Source organism: Paremcibacter congregatus (genome assembly GCF_006385135.1).
GTDB lineage: Bacteria > Pseudomonadota > Alphaproteobacteria > Sphingomonadales > Emcibacteraceae > Paremcibacter > Paremcibacter congregatus.
Window position 1 is genome coordinate 2,129,844 of sequence record NZ_CP041025.1, and the last position, 16,625, is coordinate 2,146,468.

General features: G+C 51.0%; 15 protein-coding genes. 10 read left to right on the forward strand and 5 right to left on the reverse strand.

From position 1 onward, the window contains the following. Positions 1-39: 39 nt before the first annotated feature. Both FIV45_RS09655 and FIV45_RS09660 read right to left on the reverse strand, forming a co-directional pair. Positions 40-1,242, reverse strand: coding sequence for an MFS transporter (locus FIV45_RS09655; RefSeq protein WP_099474917.1), 1,203 nt, complete (start codon positions 1,240-1,242; stop codon positions 40-42). 71 nt (positions 1,243-1,313) lie between these two features. Then, positions 1,314-2,507: a reductive dehalogenase domain-containing protein gene (locus FIV45_RS09660; protein WP_099474918.1), complete on the reverse strand. Its 1,194-nt coding sequence runs from the start codon at positions 2,505-2,507 to the stop codon at positions 1,314-1,316. A 121-nt stretch (positions 2,508-2,628) separates the two neighbouring features. Between FIV45_RS09660 and FIV45_RS09665 the strand changes: the two genes are divergently transcribed. Then, on the forward strand, positions 2,629-3,084 hold the full coding sequence (locus FIV45_RS09665; RefSeq protein ID WP_165777087.1) for a MarR family winged helix-turn-helix transcriptional regulator: 456 nt from the start codon (positions 2,629-2,631) through the stop codon (positions 3,082-3,084). Here the strand turns inward: FIV45_RS09665 and FIV45_RS09670 are convergent. Beyond that, positions 3,062-3,652: a regulatory protein RecX gene (locus FIV45_RS09670; protein ID WP_099474920.1), complete on the reverse strand. Its 591-nt coding sequence runs from the start codon at positions 3,650-3,652 to the stop codon at positions 3,062-3,064. The genes FIV45_RS09665 and FIV45_RS09670 overlap by 23 nt on opposite strands. Positions 3,653-3,675: 23 nt before the next feature. Here FIV45_RS09670 and FIV45_RS09675 point away from each other — a divergent pair, with 23 nt between their 5' ends. The 5 genes from FIV45_RS09675 to spt all read left to right on the forward strand — a co-directional run bounded on the left by FIV45_RS09675 (position 3,676) and on the right by spt (position 9,112). Then, a complete protein-coding gene (locus tag FIV45_RS09675; RefSeq protein ID WP_099474921.1) occupies positions 3,676-4,581 on the forward strand; it encodes a DMT family transporter in 906 nt (301 codons plus the stop codon). A 215-nt stretch (positions 4,582-4,796) separates the two neighbouring features. Beyond that, positions 4,797-6,536, forward strand: coding sequence for a fatty acyl-AMP ligase (locus FIV45_RS09680; protein WP_099474922.1), 1,740 nt, complete (start codon positions 4,797-4,799; stop codon positions 6,534-6,536). Positions 6,537-6,615: 79 nt separating this feature from the next. Continuing rightward, positions 6,616-7,560: an NAD-dependent epimerase/dehydratase family protein gene (locus tag FIV45_RS09685; RefSeq protein ID WP_165777088.1), complete on the forward strand. Its 945-nt coding sequence runs from the start codon at positions 6,616-6,618 to the stop codon at positions 7,558-7,560. Between the two features lie 96 nt (positions 7,561-7,656). After that, positions 7,657-7,905: an acyl carrier protein gene (locus FIV45_RS09690; protein WP_099474924.1), complete on the forward strand. Its 249-nt coding sequence runs from the start codon at positions 7,657-7,659 to the stop codon at positions 7,903-7,905. Between the two features lie 4 nt (positions 7,906-7,909). Continuing rightward, positions 7,910-9,112, forward strand: a complete 1,203-nt coding sequence (gene spt / locus FIV45_RS09695) for a serine palmitoyltransferase (protein WP_099474925.1) — start codon at positions 7,910-7,912, stop codon at positions 9,110-9,112. A 21-nt stretch (positions 9,113-9,133) separates the two neighbouring features. Here the strand turns inward: spt and FIV45_RS09700 are convergent, their stop codons facing one another. Then, positions 9,134-10,096 (reverse strand): hypothetical protein, encoded by a 963-nt coding sequence (locus FIV45_RS09700; RefSeq protein ID WP_133118614.1) that lies wholly within the window; start codon positions 10,094-10,096, stop codon positions 9,134-9,136. Between the two features lie 173 nt (positions 10,097-10,269). On the opposite strand from FIV45_RS09700, the gene lptF reads away from it, so the two are divergent. The 4 genes from lptF (at position 10,270) to FIV45_RS09720 (ending at position 14,519) form a co-directional block, all read left to right on the forward strand. Then, a complete protein-coding gene (gene lptF / locus FIV45_RS09705) occupies positions 10,270-11,445 on the forward strand; it encodes an LPS export ABC transporter permease LptF (RefSeq protein ID WP_099474927.1) in 1,176 nt (391 codons plus the stop codon). A 9-nt stretch (positions 11,446-11,454) separates the two neighbouring features. Then, positions 11,455-12,582 (forward strand): LPS export ABC transporter permease LptG, encoded by a 1,128-nt coding sequence (lptG, locus tag FIV45_RS09710; protein ID WP_099474928.1) that lies wholly within the window; start codon positions 11,455-11,457, stop codon positions 12,580-12,582. A 56-nt stretch (positions 12,583-12,638) separates the two neighbouring features. Next, complete coding sequence (locus tag FIV45_RS09715) at positions 12,639-13,784, forward strand: N-acetyltransferase (RefSeq protein ID WP_099474929.1); 1,146 nt, start codon at positions 12,639-12,641, stop codon at positions 13,782-13,784. A gap of 75 nt (positions 13,785-13,859) precedes the next feature. Beyond that, the gene (locus FIV45_RS09720; protein WP_099474930.1) at positions 13,860-14,519 is read left to right on the forward strand and encodes a DUF502 domain-containing protein; all 660 of its coding nucleotides are present in this window, start codon (positions 13,860-13,862) and stop codon (positions 14,517-14,519) included. A 4-nt stretch (positions 14,520-14,523) separates the two neighbouring features. On the opposite strand, the gene recG is transcribed toward FIV45_RS09720, so the two are convergent. Further along, positions 14,524-16,617: an ATP-dependent DNA helicase RecG gene (gene recG, locus FIV45_RS09725; protein ID WP_099474931.1), complete on the reverse strand. Its 2,094-nt coding sequence runs from the start codon at positions 16,615-16,617 to the stop codon at positions 14,524-14,526. Between the last annotated feature and the right edge of the window lie 8 nt (positions 16,618-16,625).

Here is a 16,625-nt window from a genome sequence, read left to right on the forward strand (position 1 = left end):
TCAAAAGGTAATACGGAAAATATCACATAAACCCTGCGCCTAATTTGATTCTGACCCGTCTTTTGCGACACGACGTACAAATCTTGCGATGAACAGCACAGAAAGGCAGAAAAAAGCCATCACATAATAGCCCTGCCCTTCGAAGCGCGCGTATAAAGGCCCCGCCAAAAGCATCACTGATCCTTGCGCCAATCCCAACGGGACAGAACTATACAAGGACTGCGCTGTGGTGAAATATCGATCTGGAACCCGGCTGGAGAGATAATACATCGCCACAAGATGCGCCGCTCCATACGTCAAGCCATGCATGGTCTGCGCCAACGCCAGCAGCGGCACCGACGCCGTCATAGCCAGGACACCCCAGCGCACCGCCCCCAACACCCCAATGGTGGCCAGCACATACATCGGACGGAAACGCCGTATAAAACTGCCACAAAAAATAAAAACCACAATCTCCGCCACCACCCCCAGGCTCCATAACAGACCAATTGTCTGGTTATTAATGCCCTGGCGTTCCCAATGGAGACTCCCCATGACATAGACCAGACCATGGCTCATCTGGATCAAACTGAGCACCACTAGAAACATGATAAATTCACGACTGGTCAACAGGAAACGCAACGCCGGTTCGTGATCGGCATCCTCTTCTTCTGTTGCTGTGACCTTGGGCTTCTGTTCTTTCGGCAGCAGGACTACAGCAAAGAAAGTCGTAACCAGTGCGCCCAGGCAAAAATACAGAAAATGATCATATCCAAAATAATCAAGATAATAGCCAAACGCCACGGATGTCAGAACAAATACAATCGAGCCCACCGCGCGCAGACGTCCATATTGCAAATCATACCTGTCTGCCGCCCGCACGGCGAAACTTTCCAGCAACGGCAGAAAACCGGTAAAGGCGGCAGCAAAAATAATCGTCACCACCGCATAAGCCCAAAAGCTTGAAAAAACAAAATATCCACAAAAACTCAGGGCGGCAATCGCCATTAAAGCCAGCATAGGGCGGCGTACCATCCCCCATTTATCACAGAGCTGAGCAATAAACGGCGATGACATGACCTTAAGAAAAGACGGAAACCCGATCAAAAAACTGATCTCGCCAGGTGTCATTCCCACCTTTGCCAGCCACAAGGCCCAGAAAGGCATGATAATGCCGATATAAAGAAACACACCACCATAGACTCCCCCCACCTGATAGGCGATCGGTTTGCGAAATCCATTAATGTGATTATCTGTCGGCATATAAAGCACTTACCCTGAACTTTTAAATTCAAATACTAAGCACCTTTTCCAACCGGTTCGTCAAGTCTTTCTTAGTTGCCCCACCAGCCCGCCGATTTCTCTCTCGGACGGGGATGAAATCGGTCATCCAGCCATAAGGCGAACCGACGAAACCGGCTCCCCGCCAACTTCTGCCATACCCGGTTAACCCATTTCGTATAATCACGGTTATAAGGGCAGACACGGATACAAATCGAACAATCTGTATTCTGGTTAACCCAGAACCTGAAGCATTTTTCGGCATCTGTCGTCCATTTAACCACCCCTTTCAGGTTCGACCGGTTAAAAATCTTGTCCGATGGAGGATCAAAACTGATCGCCTTGGGCGGGCAGCCCTTGGCACACCTGTTGCAAACATCACAGAACTCTTTAACGCCAAAGCTTTTAGGTGCGTCATGCACAAGAGACATATCAGTAAAAATCTTACCCAGCCGCAACCGCGCGCCATATTCTTCAGTGATTAACAGACTGTGACGACCTCCCTCCCCAAGCCCCGCCTGCACCGCCAGAGGCACCGCCAGCGCAGAATCATTCATCGTCGCATAAGCGCGATAGCCAAGATTACGGATATACTGAGTTATGGTTAGCAATGTGACACAATCGTTTGTGTAGCCCATACCCGTCGCCGACCCCGCAAGCGCCGACGGTACCGTAGAGGTCAATTCCTTGTCCATTGACTCCCCGGTGACAATCACATGTGGCAAATCATCCGGAATGCCCGAGGGTTTGGACTTGCCCTCCCCGTCATAAACGCCTTCATACATCCATCTGGCATCATAAGCACAAATTCCCACCAAATCAGCCCCGGCAAAAGCCGATACCTTCCGGATATCATCACTCGCCTGCTGAGCAGATTCAAAAGCATAAGGTTCCGGCCAGCCTTCTTCATGGGAGGTAAAATGATCGTGAAAGCCTTCCCGTCGACCTTCCTTCTGCTCCCGCAGCACATTACAGACATGCCAGGCCGCATTGCGCAATGCATAGTCACGTTGACTGAAACCATCTGACTTGCGCGCCTTGGCATGGGGCATATAATACCCCTGATAAAAGTCGATAACCTTCTGACTGCTCACCCCTTCATCCCATAGGGCCCGGCAGAACACGTCGTCGCGCTGGTTAAATTTTTCGAAGGTCTCTAACACCTCTACTCCGGTAAGCTCATCTATCTCTCTACGATGATCAAAATAATTCTGGCGTTGTGTATTCTCTGTTTTTGAAGAGGACATTCTGTTATCTCAATTGTCAGGTGGGTTAATATCCCAAGCCTATCACATTATTGTTTGATATCAAACAATAATGTGCAACACTATATATAATAACAATATTATCGATATTTTGGAAATAAATATGACGAACACAGATTTTGATTATGGGATATTGCATCATATGGTTGGCTTGGAACTGCGCAAAGCCCAGGCTCTGGCCAACCAGACCTTTCTCTCCGCCCTCGAAGGCCAGCTCCTGCCCGGACATTATACAGTTCTGGTTCTCATCGCTAAAAACCCGAACCAGTCCCAAAGCCGCATCGCCGAGGCCGCGGGCCTCGATCGTTCATCCCTGGTTCCCATCTTAAAACAATTTGAGAAAGATGATTTAATCAAACGTTACCCTGCACGTCATGACCGGCGCGCCAAAATCATGACCATCACACCCAAGGGGACGGGCCTCATCACAAAATATGAAAAACAGATCAAGGCGCTCGAGCAAACCGTATTATCCGGTCTCGGGCCAGAGAACCATGCCAAACTGGTGGAACTTCTGCTGGCTTTTCAAGAGGTCCTCAAGACCCGGCTTGATACATAACCTCTTCCAGTTCGTCACGAGGCATCTTCAGAACCTTGAGCGCCATCTGATAGGAAAAGCCCGCACGGCACAGGCTCGCCAGCTCCTTTTCTATAATATCAACCCCGTCATGACGTAAACTGAACGCGCCGAAACGTCGCTTGCGCAAATATTTCACAGCCGCCATATAATCCAGGTCCAGATCATCCATTTCTTCCGCCAGATCATGAAGCACTTCATCAACCACATTCGGCGCCACCCCTTTGGCCTGAAGTTTCTGGCTAATCGTACGCCGTGAATTGCCGTTTCTGTTCAGGGACGCTGATTTCGCGGCAGCAAAAGACCGATCATTGACAAGATTTTGTTCCATGGCACGGGTGACAATTTCCTCAATCCACGTCTGCGCCTCTTCGTACAGGCTATCCGCATTCTCTTCTTCCCCCGACAGCATAAGACGCCGCCTGACTTTACGGTCCAGCACATCACGTAGATTTTTTTCTGTCGTTGCAAAGCGCTGCAGGTAACTATAAGTTGCTCTTATCAGGTAATCCCTGGTCAACCGCTTCTTTTTATGTGGTTTCTTATCCATAATATGAATAGTATCAGACGCTCATGACCGATAACAGATCCCCTTTGCATTTTTTTTACCTCTTCCTGCTCGCCCTGTTCTGGGGCAGCGCCTTTATGTTTAATAAGGTCGCGGTGGATAGCATTCCTCCCCTGACCATAGCCGCCGGGCGCATATTTATCGGGGCGCTGATCGTCACGGGGCTCGCCCTGAAGATGGGAGCAAAACTTCCCCGTGGCCGCGATCAATGGGTTCAGTGTCTGGTTATCGGCATCTTAGGGAACGTCATTCCCTTCTTTCTCGTCAGTTGGGCTGTCCAACATGTCCAGAGCGCACTGGCCGCCATCTGTATGTCCTTGATGCCTCTGTTTACGCTGGCCCTGGCCCATGTCATGACCCATGATGAAAAATTCAGCGTCCAGAAACTGATTGGCGTGATATTTGGTGTTCTCGGCATTGTCAGCCTGTTTTATGGCACCATACGGGAAGTAACCCCAAGCCTAACCCTCTATCTCGCGCTATTCGGATTGCTCGCCACCTCCTTTTTCTATGCCTTGTGTGGTGTCCTGATCAAGAATTTGAAGAACAAAAACCCCTTAAGCACATCCGCCGCCATGCTGATCATGGCCTCGGTGGTGATTATTCCTTTGGCTCTGATGCTCGAGCGGCCCTGGACAGCCACACCGACGGTGGATGCGCTGGTCGCTACTGTGATGCTGGGAGTATTTTCAACAGGTCTTGCCGCCTACGTCTTATTCCACCTGACCCATATTACGGGCGCTGTTTTTGTGTCCTACAATACCTATCTTATTCCTCTGGTCGGCATGGCGGCGGGTTATATCTGGCTCGACGAGGCGCTCAAATCGACCTATTTTATTTCGATCTGTTTTATTTTTACCGGCATTTATCTTGCGGAACGACGAAAATCAGTACCGCACCCCGTTTCTTGATTTAAGCTAACCAAAAAGCAACAAAGAAGAATTTGTTTGGAAACTTATCGAACAAGGGATAAAATACTCTGTACTAAAAATAAAATCCTTGCGATACATGTCGACAAAATGTATCGAAGGTAAAAGAAATATGACAGCCGGCCCTATAATTGAGATGCCCTGTTATGACAGAAGTGGATTTTTCCACAGGAAAATGTGAGTGAATTTAGACATAAATGCTTGAACCTACACCTACACAAGATCCGAGCCTTTCCCGCCGGTTAGCTGACTTTGGCACGCTCCAGGAAGCTATTGAATATGCCGCCGAAGGTGCCCGTGGTTTGAATTTCTATTCGCCACGCGGTGAGCTGGAAAACACCGTGACTTTCGCAGAAATCAGAGACAAAGCGCAGGAGGTGGGCCGGCGCTTTATTCAGTTTGGCGTGAAAAAAGGCTCTCGTGTCGCCTTGATCGCAGAAACCAGCGATGAATTCGTCTGTTATTTCCTTGGCTGTCAATATGCCGGTCTGTTGCCTGTACCGCTGCCCCTCCCGACCTCTTTCGGTGGGCGTGAAGGCTATACCAGCCAGCTTAATCAACAAATGAGCAGTTGTGGCGCCATCGTCGCCATCTCGGCTTCTTACATGTTGCCCCTGCTGGATGAAGCCACATCAAATCTGAAAATGAAATTCGTCGGTACATCAACAACGTTTGAAGCCCAGGCCTCCATGAAAGACCTGAAAAACGTCGAACTTCCCACATCCAAGCCGGAAGACCTGGCCTATTTGCAATATTCATCCGGAAGCACCCGCTTTCCTCATGGTGTTGCCGTGACCCACAGGTCATTGATGGCCAATTGCCGGGGTATTGGCAATGAGGGCATGGACCTCAACGAAGATGACCGATGCATTTCCTGGTTACCCTTCTATCACGACATGGGGCTGGTTGGCACGCTTCTCGCCCCGATCGCAAATCAGGTTTCCACCGATTATCTCGCGACAGAGGCCTTTGCCCGTCGTCCGCTCCAATGGCTGAAACTGATTTCAAAGAACAAAGGCACTCTGGCATACAGCCCGACCTTCGGCTATGACATCTGTGCCCGTCGCGCCAGTCCGAACAAAATAGCGGACCTCGACCTGTCCAGTTGGCGCATTGCCGGAATCGGCGGCGACATGATCCGTGCCGATGTCCTGACAAATTTCCAGGAAACTTTCGCCCATGTCGGTTTCCGCTCCACCACTTTTGTACCGAGCTATGGCCTGGCGGAATGTACGCTGGCGGTAAGTTTCGCCCGGAAGAATACCGGTTTTGAAATTGACCTGGTTGACGAACGGGTTCTGTCCGGCGAAGAAAACTGCCTGAAGGAATTTAAAGTCAACGGCAATGGCGCCAATTACCGCGGCGTTGTCAATTGCGGCATCCCCATCAACGAATATGAGCTTGAAATTCGTGACGACGACAACAATGATCTTGGCGAATATAAAATTGGCCGGGTTTGCGTACGCGGCGAAAGCGTTATGGTGGGATACTTTCAGGATCAGGAAGCTACAGACGCCTGCCTTTCTGCCGATGGCTGGCTCGACACCGGTGATATCGGTTACATGAAAGAAGGCTCGCTCTATATTATTGGCCGGATCAAGGATCTGATCATCATCAATGGTAAAAACCACTGGCCCCAGGATATCGAATGGGCTGTGGAACAACTGGGCGATTTACGGTCCGGCGACACAGCCGCCGTATCAATTCCTGGTGAACGGGATGAAGAAATCCCCGCCATTCTGGTTCAGTGCCGCACCCGTGATGAAGAAGAACGGCTGGCCATGGAAAATACCATCAAGGACAAGGTTCATTCCCTGATCGGCATTTCCCCCGTTGTCGCCCTTATTCCGCCGCGCTCCCTGCCGCGCACCTCTTCCGGCAAATTAAGCCGGGTGAAGGCGCGTAAACAGTATCTTGCCGGCGAACTGATGATTTAGATTTTAATCTATAGAATTTATTGACCCCAAAGACATTATGGCGGTAATCTCTGACGAAAAGGGATTACCGTTTTTCATTATGACCACAGCTCCTCAAATTGCCGCTGTCACAGGCGCAACAGGTTTCGTCGGCAAGCATCTCGTCCGGGAACTCGTCGCCCAAGGCATTCAGGTCAGGGCATTGACCCGACGACCTCAGGAAGATAACGACAACGTCACCTGGGTCAACGGAGACCTGGACAATATCGCGGCCCTTGAAAGTCTTATTTCCGGCGCCGACATTGTCTATCATCTGGCTGGCCTGGTCAAAGCCAGGACAAAACAGGATTTTTTCAGGGTCAACAGCGAGAGCGTCACGACATTGGCGACCTTGGCCGAAAAATCCGGAAAAAAACCTCATTTTATCCTGTTGTCCTCGCTCGCCGCCCGGGAACGCCATCTTTCCAGTTATGCCGAAAGCAAACGTCAGGGGGAGGAAAACCTGCAGCAATCTGCCGGGGAAATGCCCTGGACCATATTACGCCCTCCCGGCATTTACGGACCTGAAGACACTGAAACATTGAAAATTTTCAAAGCCGTGGCGTCGCGTTTTGCCCCGATCCCAGGCGACCCTTTTAACCGGGCATCCTGGGTTTATGCCCCAGATCTTGTCCAGGCGATGATTGCCGTTGCCGACAATGTGAAATGCCAGGGTAAAATACTGGATGTCGATGATGGCAAGGATTCCGGCTATTCTTTGCGTGACCTGTATGAAACAGCGGCTCAAGAGCTGCGCGTCAGGCCCCTGCGCGTCACAGTCCCTAAAATTATTTTAAAAACCATCGCTTACGGCAACGTCTTATTTTCAACACTATTCAGATATACGCCCATGGTCACGCCTGAAAAAGTCAATGAATTATATCATCCTGACTGGATATGTCATGGCACTCATGTTATGAAGCTGACCAATTGGAACCCGGAAACAAATCTTGAAAAAGGCTTTAAAGCAACCCTGAAATGGTACAAGGATAATAACCTGATTTAACTACACCAACATATGAGTTTGATTTTCCCCCATATATGTGTAGGTTAGCCCTCTTATTTCTGGTCCGACAAGCGACCAAACTCTGGATGAAATAATATGACCCAAAACAATGATGAAATCTTTGAGCAGATCTGTGCGCTGATCAAACCTTTTAACAAAAAAAATGTCACCTTGACCAAAGACACCGTATTCAGTGTTGATCTGGAACTGGATTCCCTCACTGTCATGGACCTTCTGTCCGAAATCGAAGACGAATTTGACATCACTGTCCCGCTCAACATGCTGCCGGACCTGGAAACTGTTGGTCAATTCACCGATGCCGTCGAAAAATTAGTAAGCGAATAAATAAATGACTCTGGACCTTTTTGATAAGTTTGATTCAATTCTCAATGATTTCAACAGCTTGCCAGATGGAGGAGCCAATCCCTTCACTGTTAGTATGGAGAAAGTACTTTCTCCCACTACTGCCATCATCAATGGCCAGGAGACCATTCTCGCCGGCACCAACAACTATATGGGCATGACATTCAATGAAGAATGCATGACTGCCGCGAAAAATGCCGTGACGGAACTCGGTACGGGTACCACAGGATCGCGTGTCCTCAACGGCACCTACAACACTCATAAGCAGCTCGAAGATACCCTGAAAGATTTTTACGGCTGTGCGCATGCCATCGTATTTTCCACCGGGTATCAGGCCAACCTTGGCGTCATCGCCACCGTGGCCGGCTCGAAAGACTATGTGGTGATTGATGCCGATAGCCACGCCAGTATTTATGACGGTTGCGCCATGGGCAATGCGACCGTGGTGCGGTTCAAACATAACGATCCGGAAAACCTTGATAAACGACTGGCCCGCATTCGCCGTACTGACCCGGAAGCCGGTATTCTTGTTGTACTCGAAGGCGTGTACAGCATGCTGGGCGATCAGGCCCCCCTGAAAGAACTCACCAAAATTTCCAAAGATCATAAGGCCTATGTACTCGTTGACGAAGCCCATTCTATTGGGGTATTCGGCGAAACAGGCCGCGGTGTCGCCCAGGCGCAAGGTGTCGAAGACGAAGTTGACTTTATCGTCGGTACCTTCAGCAAGAGCGTCGGAACCATTGGCGGTTATTGCGTTTCCAACCATCCTAAATTTGAAGCCCTGAGACTGGTGTGTAGGCCATATATGTTTACAGCATCCCTGCCCCCTTCTGTTGTCGCATCCGCCACAAAGGCCCTGGAACTTATCGCCAACAGCAACCTGCGCAGCAAGTTGCTTGATAACTCCATGAAATTGAACAAGGGTCTGGCCGACGCCGGATTTGATATGGGCACAACCGGGGAAAGCCCCATTGCCGCCATCAAAGTACCGGCACAGGATCTCGCCATCGCTTTTTGGGGGGAAATGATCAAGGAAGGCGTCTATGTCAATCTGGCCCTGCCACCGGCAACACCGAATGGCCTGAACCTGATGCGCTGCAGCTTGTCAGCAGCCCATAGCTTTGCCCAGATTGATTTTATGCTGGAAAAATTCATTCTTGTCGGGAAACGGCTGGGGTTAATATAACTCCGACCTCAATTTCATTATTCAATCAAGGCGGACCAGCTTCAGATGGTCCGTCACAGTGACAAAGAGTTCCCCGGAATCATCCACTTCATAGTAGCTGCCATCAAGTACAAAAGGCGTTTGCAGCACAATGCGGGCATGCTGTATATCTGTCGCCACATGGCCGGCCACTTCGGCCCGCTCATATTTACCACGCAACATCTGTTTAGCCGTCTGTATCACCGCATTCTTGGTGTTTTCGACGCTGACAAAATGTGCCGCGCCTGGTTTTATATTCTGCTTCAACGCCACTCCAAGCAGGGATTTTTCCAACGTTGTGATCAACAACATAAAAAAGTGCCCCACCACGGCCCCGCGCTGGTTCCGGTTAATACGGATCGCATTTCGCAAGTCAGCCTTGCCGCCCGCGCCCCCATAGGCCGACAGGATCAGCCGAAGAATGTCCCACCAGGTGCGGAATTTCTGTATCACCCCCCGGCCCGATACGGCCCGATGAAAAATATGGCGTTGTTTGGTAATTTCACCGGCGCAGAGAAACAGGCCGTATAGATACCCGACGCCCCGGACCCCTTCAACTTTCAATAAAGAAGAACCAACGACCCCGTTCAACAAACGCCCTGTCTGATGACGGTGAAGGATATCTTCCAAAGCCCGATGCGGTTCGGAATGGGCGGCCCCCAGGTTTTCCGCGACGATATTGTTGTCACCCGCCGGCAGCACAGCCAAGGGAATATCCATATCCTTGAAACGTTCATTCTCTACGATATGTTCAAAGGTTGCCGAGCTCAGGGCCCGATCCCCCAAAATGACAATCGCATCGACATGGGCTTGCTTGAACCGCGTCAGGGCCTCGGAAATATCTTTGTGCTTTTCCACCTCATAGTGAAAAATACCCGACCCCTGAGCAATGACCGCACGGATCTTATCCATTGCGCCCGTCTCGGTAAAAGAGGACGGGCTGCTCAAAATTGCGATTAATCCCAAACCTGATCCCACTCGTTTTCTGTATTCAAATCTTCTTTTGCCGTAAATAAACCACAAATTATTGTGATTTAGCAGAAAATTATGTTCCTTTTGACTATATTCTTCTATACCAAAAGCTATAGGGGGGAAACTAGGCGAAATCCAGACCAAAAGCGACCGAATACTAAAAAAGTATGTTAAAAAAGATCGATAAATATATCCTGCGCGAGACAATCGTTCCTCTGCTCGTCACCCTGGGGATCTCGGCTCTCCTGCTTTTGCTCGAAAAAATGCTCAGCCTGTTTGATTTTGTCATCAATCAGGGCGGTCCGATTGATATTGTCTGGCGCATGCTCGGTAATCTGATGCCGCAATATCTCACTCTGGTTCTTCCGCTGTCCATGTTTCTCGGTGTATTACTCGCCGTGCGCAAACTGGCCCTGAACAGTGAACTGGACGCCTTGCTCGCCACTGGCTTCAGTCTTAACCGGCTGGTGCAACCAACTTTGTATATCGCCCTGTTTCTGCTGGTGGTCAATGTGATCGTTGTTGGTTTCGTGCAGCCGTACAGCCGCTACACCTATCAGGAACTGGTCTTTGATATCCGCAGTGGCGCCCTGGGAGCCAGTATTAAAGCCGGAGAATTTAATGACCTTGGCGACGGTTTAACCTTGCGGATCGAAGAATCCCGGGAGTCAGGCCGCGAGTTGATCGACATTTTCGCCCAGAAGGAATCCGACGACGGCCGAATTCAGTCGATCAGTGCTGAAAAAGGCAATTTCTTTATCTCGCCCGACAAACGTTTCATGATCCTGCGCCTGCACAATGGCACTCTGATTGACCTGGATATGGTTCAGGGCCGGCCCAATATCGTCCTTTTCGAGCTTCACGACCTGCCTCTGGATGTGCCCAATTTCGCCCAGTTCCGCGACCGGGGCGAAGAAGCCAAGGAAATGACCATCACAGAACTGTGGAACGCCCGGAACAGCGACGACCCAGCCGTGATTGCAACTATTCATTCCCGAACCGCCCGCGCCCTGTCCATTTTGATCGTACCTTTTCTGGCTATCCCTTTGGGACTTGTCGCCAAACGTTCCGGACGAGCGCTAGGTATTACGGTCGGGGTTGTTATCCTGCTGGTTTATCATAAAGTTCTCGAATTTGGGCTTAATTTTTCCTCTATGGGAGACGTGTCTTCCTGGCTGGTTATCTGGCTGCCCACGCTATTGTTTATGCTGCTGACGGCGCGGCTCTATTACATCGGCGCTTATAAAGTTGGCGGAATGCCGCTCAGACGCATTGAAATCATCTATGATGTCACCGTCAGCGCCCTCAAAAGCATGATCACCCGTCTCAAAGCGGTAAGTTAGGAAAGGCATATGGAAAGATTTATCAAATATTCCAATCGCCTCGGCGGCATGCTTAACCCGGGCAGTCTGGATCTTTACCTGGCGAAATCTTTTGCCAGCCGCTACATCATTATTTTGCTCGGGCTTGTCGCCACCTTGCAGATGCTGGACCTGTTGTCTGAATCCGACAACATACTCGCCGGCGAAGGCGCCGTCACAGGCGATCTATGGCATTATGTGACTTTACGAGTCCCGACACTTCTGTCTCTGTTTTCCCCTTTTGTCGCCCTGCTCGCGGCCATAATGTGTCTTGCCGGCCTGAACGTTCATAGTGAAATCGTCATTATGAAGGCCGCCGGCTGGTCCGCCTTTCGCATCATCACCCCCCTGATTTTGATGTCATTGCTGATTGCCAGCCTGCATTTCGTCTTTACCGAAACCATATCGGTCAAAGCGCGGGCGGAATTGCGCAACTGGAAAGAAAATAATTACGCCGCAGACCTTCCCCCGGCCCCGGACACGGTCTATGACGCCTGGGTCAATGACGGCAATAATCTGATCAAGGCCGAAAGCGCCAGCCGCAACGGCAGTATTTTGTTGCTCGACAAGGTCACCCAGTATATCCGCGACAAAGATCTGCGAATTACCTCTTTGATCCGGGCCGACTTTGCTGTTTATCGTGATGGAAAATGGAAAATGTTCGAGGTCAAGGAATTCGATATGCGGACCTCAAAAGTGACCCCGATGGAAAACCTGGTTTGGGAAACCGACATCCCGCCGGAAAGGTTCATCGCCCTGGCCCTTAAACCGGACCAGGTCAACCTGCAACGTCTGCGCAGCGCCATCGCCCAGTTAAAAACCGAAGGGCACGACACCGCCAGCTTTGAGACCATGCTGCATCAGAAATTTGTTGGCCCGCTCAGCACCCTGCTGATGCCCCTTCTTGCCGGTCTTGCCGCTTTTGGTCTGCACCGGGGAGGTGGCCTGTTTGGTCGTATCGCCCTTACCGGTGCTCTGGGATTTGGCTATTTCGTCATCAACAACCTCTTTGCTGCCCTCGGGCAATACGGCGCGGTGCCGCCCGCTGTTTCCGCCTGGCTGCCTTTCACATTATTTTTTCTGATCGGGATAAGTTTCATCCTGGTCACCGAAGAATAACCGCATCATCGTCACACTGCCTGTGACCACATATAAAAAATGGGTGAGAAACGTAAATGACCACGACTGTACTCGTCAAAGAAGTATCCACGAAGCAGGAGCTGAAAACTTTTGTTGCCTTGCCGGCGCAGCTTTTCAAGGACGATCCCAACTGGGTCGCACCGCTAACCATGGAACGTATGGAAATCCTGGACCCTAAAAAAAATCCATACTTTGAACACGCCCGCGCCAAATTATGGATCGCCTATGAAAACGGTGTGCCCGTAGGGCGCATCACGGCCCAGGTTGATGATCTGGTGGAAAAAAAATATGGCGAGAAGATCGGCCATTTTGGCTTTTTCGACTGCGTCAATGATCAGGTGGTTGCCAATGCCCTGCTGGATCAGGCGGTTGAATGGTTAAAATCAGAAGGCCGGGAAAAACTCATCGGCCCGTTTAGCCTGTCCATCAACGAAGAAACCGGCCTGTTGATCGAAGGGTTTGATACGCCCCCCAGTTTAATGATGAATCATGCCCTGCCCTATTATCAGGAATTGCTTGATACCTATGGTTTGGAAAAAATTAAGGACCTCTGGGCTTTCTATCTGAAATTTGATCAGGAAGTTTTGCCGCCAACCATCCAGAAACTGATCACCCGCAGCATGAGAGACGGCAAGGTTAGACTGCGCAAGATCAATATGAAAAATTATGAGGAAGACCTGAAAACCATTCTCGACATCTATAATGATGCTTGGGCGGACAACTGGATGGCCCTGCCCTTCACAAAAACCGAGCTAAATAAGGCCGTCAAGGATATGAAGCTTCTGATCCGTGAGGATTTCACCTATATCGCTGAATATGACGGCACACCCATGGCCATGATGGTCACTCTGCCCAATCTCAATGAAATTATCGCCGATATGAAAGGAAAACTCTTCCCCTTTGGCATTTTCAAGTTGCTGTGGCGGCTTAAGTTGAACCCCCGCTACAAGACCGTGCGCGTGCCCCTGATGGGCGTGCGCAAGGAATTTCAGAACACCGCCGTTGGCGGCGCCATGGCCTTTGCCCTGATTGAAGAATGCCGGGTTAGCGCCGCTGCCGCCGGCTGCACCCATGCGGAGCTTTCCTGGGTGCTGGATGAAAATACCCGGCTGTCTAAAATGCTGGAAACCATTGGCTGTTGGCGATATAAAAAATATCGGATGTTTACGAAAGATCTATAACGCGACATACTCTTGCCACAGGTCACCTTTACAAAAGAACGACATTTAAAATTCAGATAAATCGGACAAGAATAAATGACTGATCAACCACCTCTCATTGCTGACAAGACTTTTCTCCAGCGGGTGAGAACCTATTTCATCACTGGGCTCGTCGTTGCATCCCCAGTGGGGATTACCATTTATATTGCGTTGGCCTTCATAGATCTGATTGACCGAAACATCAAACCTTTGATCCCCGCGGTTTATAACCCCGATACCTATCTGCCCTTCCCCTTGCCGGGCATTGGCCTGGTGTTTCTTTTCCTGTTGCTCACCCTTTTGGGATTCCTGGCCGCCAACTTTATGGGCCGGACACTGATCCGCATCGGAGAAAAAATACTGAACCGCATGCCGGTCGTCCGCAGTGTTTATAATACCCTGAAACAAATCTTTGAAACGGTAATATCCGAAAACAAGGGCAGCTTTCAGGAAGTTGTTCTGGTCGAATATCCCCGTAAAGGCCTTTGGGCTATCGCCTTTATTTCCGGCGACAACACCGGAGAAATTCAAAGCAAACTGCCTGAAGATGTGATTAATGTCTTCCTGCCGACCACGCCGAATCCAACCTCTGGTTTTCTGCTGTTTGTGCCGAAGAAAGATATCATCATCTTAAACATGACCCCCGATCAAGGCGCGAAATATGTCATATCCGCCGGATTGGTTGACCCCAGCAGTCTGCCAATAAAGGATATTTAAGTCATCACCCTGAGGTCAGATATTTAACACCTTCATCGCGTTCAAACAGATAAAGCAGAACCCTGAGCGCCTGTCCCCGCCCGGATTTCAGTTCGGGGTCTTTCTCCAGTATCATGCGCGCATCGTCGCGGGCCATGGCGATCAGGCTTCCCTGTTCCTCAAGACTGGCCACCCGGAAGTTTGGCAGACCGCTCTGACGCGTCCCCAGAAGTTCCCCCGCACCGCGCAGGCGCAAATCTTCCTCTGCAATCAGAAATCCGTCTTCGGTTTCGCGCATGATCTTCAGGCGCGCCTTCGCCGTCTCGCCACCAAGCGTACCATAGAGCAACAGGCAGGTCGATTTATCAGCCCCACGTCCTACCCGGCCACGAAGCTGATGTAATTGCGACAGGCCAAAACGTTCGGCATGTTCAATCACCATGATCGTCGCTTCCGGTACATTGACTCCGACTTCCACCACGGTGGTCGCCACAAGGATATCAAGATCACCGCCGGCGAACTTCGCCATCACCTGATCTTTTTCCTTTGGTTTCATCTTGCCATGCACCAGCCCGACCCGGGTCCCGAAAACCTGTTCCAGGTGGCGAAAGCGTTCTTTCGCCGCCGCCAGATCCAGAACTTCGGATTCCTCGACCAGAGGACAGATCCAGAACACCCGGGTGCCAGTCGTGATCGCCCGGCGAATGCCCTGAACCACCTCATCAAGTCGGTTTAAAGGAATAGTTCGCGTATCAATGGGTTTGCGACCCGGTGGTTTTTCATCCAAGCGCGAGGCGTCCATATCTCCATAAGCGGTCAAGGTCAGAGTGCGCGGAATCGGAGTCGCTGTCATCGCCAGAACATCCATTGCCGCCCCGGCGCGCCCCTTTGCCGACAGGGCCATACGCTGTTCCACCCCGAAACGATGCTGCTCATCAATCACCACAAAGGCGAGGTCATGATAGATCACATCCTTCTGGAACAACGCATGAGTGCCCACCAGAATATCAATCTCCCCGGCGGCAAGGTCGGTGAGCAAAGCGGCCCGCGTCTTACCCTTGTCACGCCCGGTGAGCACGGCAACCCGCACATTCAGATTTTCCGTCATTTCCAAAAGACTGTCATAATGCTGCCGAGCGAGAATTTCCGTCGGCGCAATCATCGCCCCCTGTGCGCCATTCTCGACCGCCGTCAACAGGGCCGCCAGCGCAACTACCGTCTTGCCGCTGCCTACATCCCCCTGCAGCAGGCGCATCATGGCATAAGGCGCCGCCAGATCCTGCTCAATCTCTGCCAGACTACGCTGCTGCGCCCCAGTCAGTTGATACGGCAAATGCGCGACCAGTTGATCTTTAAGCTTGCCAGTGGGTGTGAGCGACCGTCCTTTTTTCTTTTTTACCTGACGGCGCATGATTTCCAGCGCCAGTTGATTGGCAAGAAACTCATCATAGGCCAGTCGCATGCGCGCCGGGGATGAGGTCAACAGGTCACCCTGGCTTTCCGGGCGGTGGGCGGCTTCGACGGCTGCCCGCCAGCTCGGCCACTTCTCCCGTGCGAGCAAACTTGTGTCCTGCCATTCCGGTAGGTCAACCAGGCGTTCCAGCGCTCCGCCAATGATCTTCGCCATCACTTTGCCGCTGATGCCGGCTGTCAGGGGATAGATCGGTTCGACTTTTGGAATTTGATCCCGCTGATCCTGGCGCAGCATATAATCCGGATGGGTCATCTGCAGTTGCCCATTGAAAATTTCGACCTTGCCGCTGATCAGCCGCAGCTCACCCTCCGGCAATTGCCGTTGAATATAGTCTCCCTTGGCGTGGAAAAAGATGATCTGCATCTGACCCGTGGCGTCATGACACCATACCCGGTAGGGCCGACGGCTGCCCCGCAGCGGCGCATCATGTTTGTCGATCGTCACTTCACAGGTCACCACGTGATCATATGTGATCTCGCCCAGTTTCGGCATCGCCCCGCGATCGATCATATCCACCGGCAAATGCCAGAACATATCCAGCACCTTGCGTCCGACAATTTTTCCAAGCAACGTGGCGATACGTCCCCCTACCCCCGGCAGACTGACAGTATCGGCGAAAAATGGATATAATATTTCAGGGCGCATGCGTTTAT

What these genes read in the sequence shown, in the direction of transcription:
- FIV45_RS09655 (WP_099474917.1), bottom strand. Translation starts at nt 1,242, where the DNA reads ATGCCGACAGATAATCACATTAATGGATTTCGCAAACCGATCGCCTAT.
- FIV45_RS09660 (WP_099474918.1), bottom strand. Translation starts at nt 2,507, where the DNA reads ATGTCCTCTTCAAAAACAGAGAATACACAACGCCAGAATTATTTTGAT.
- FIV45_RS09665 (WP_165777087.1), top strand. Translation starts at nt 2,629, where the DNA reads ATGACGAACACAGATTTTGATTATGGGATATTGCATCATATGGTTGGC.
- FIV45_RS09670 (WP_099474920.1), bottom strand. Translation starts at nt 3,652, where the DNA reads ATGGATAAGAAACCACATAAAAAGAAGCGGTTGACCAGGGATTACCTG.
- FIV45_RS09675 (WP_099474921.1), top strand. Translation starts at nt 3,676, where the DNA reads ATGACCGATAACAGATCCCCTTTGCATTTTTTTTACCTCTTCCTGCTC.
- FIV45_RS09680 (WP_099474922.1), top strand. Translation starts at nt 4,797, where the DNA reads ATGCTTGAACCTACACCTACACAAGATCCGAGCCTTTCCCGCCGGTTA.
- FIV45_RS09685 (WP_165777088.1), top strand. Translation starts at nt 6,616, where the DNA reads ATGACCACAGCTCCTCAAATTGCCGCTGTCACAGGCGCAACAGGTTTC.
- FIV45_RS09690 (WP_099474924.1), top strand. Translation starts at nt 7,657, where the DNA reads ATGACCCAAAACAATGATGAAATCTTTGAGCAGATCTGTGCGCTGATC.
- spt (WP_099474925.1), top strand. Translation starts at nt 7,910, where the DNA reads ATGACTCTGGACCTTTTTGATAAGTTTGATTCAATTCTCAATGATTTC.
- lptF (WP_099474927.1), top strand. Translation starts at nt 10,270, where the DNA reads ATGTTAAAAAAGATCGATAAATATATCCTGCGCGAGACAATCGTTCCT.
- lptG (WP_099474928.1), top strand. Translation starts at nt 11,455, where the DNA reads ATGGAAAGATTTATCAAATATTCCAATCGCCTCGGCGGCATGCTTAAC.
- FIV45_RS09715 (WP_099474929.1), top strand. Translation starts at nt 12,639, where the DNA reads ATGACCACGACTGTACTCGTCAAAGAAGTATCCACGAAGCAGGAGCTG.
- FIV45_RS09720 (WP_099474930.1), top strand. Translation starts at nt 13,860, where the DNA reads ATGACTGATCAACCACCTCTCATTGCTGACAAGACTTTTCTCCAGCGG.
- recG (WP_099474931.1), bottom strand. Translation starts at nt 16,617, where the DNA reads ATGCGCCCTGAAATATTATATCCATTTTTCGCCGATACTGTCAGTCTG.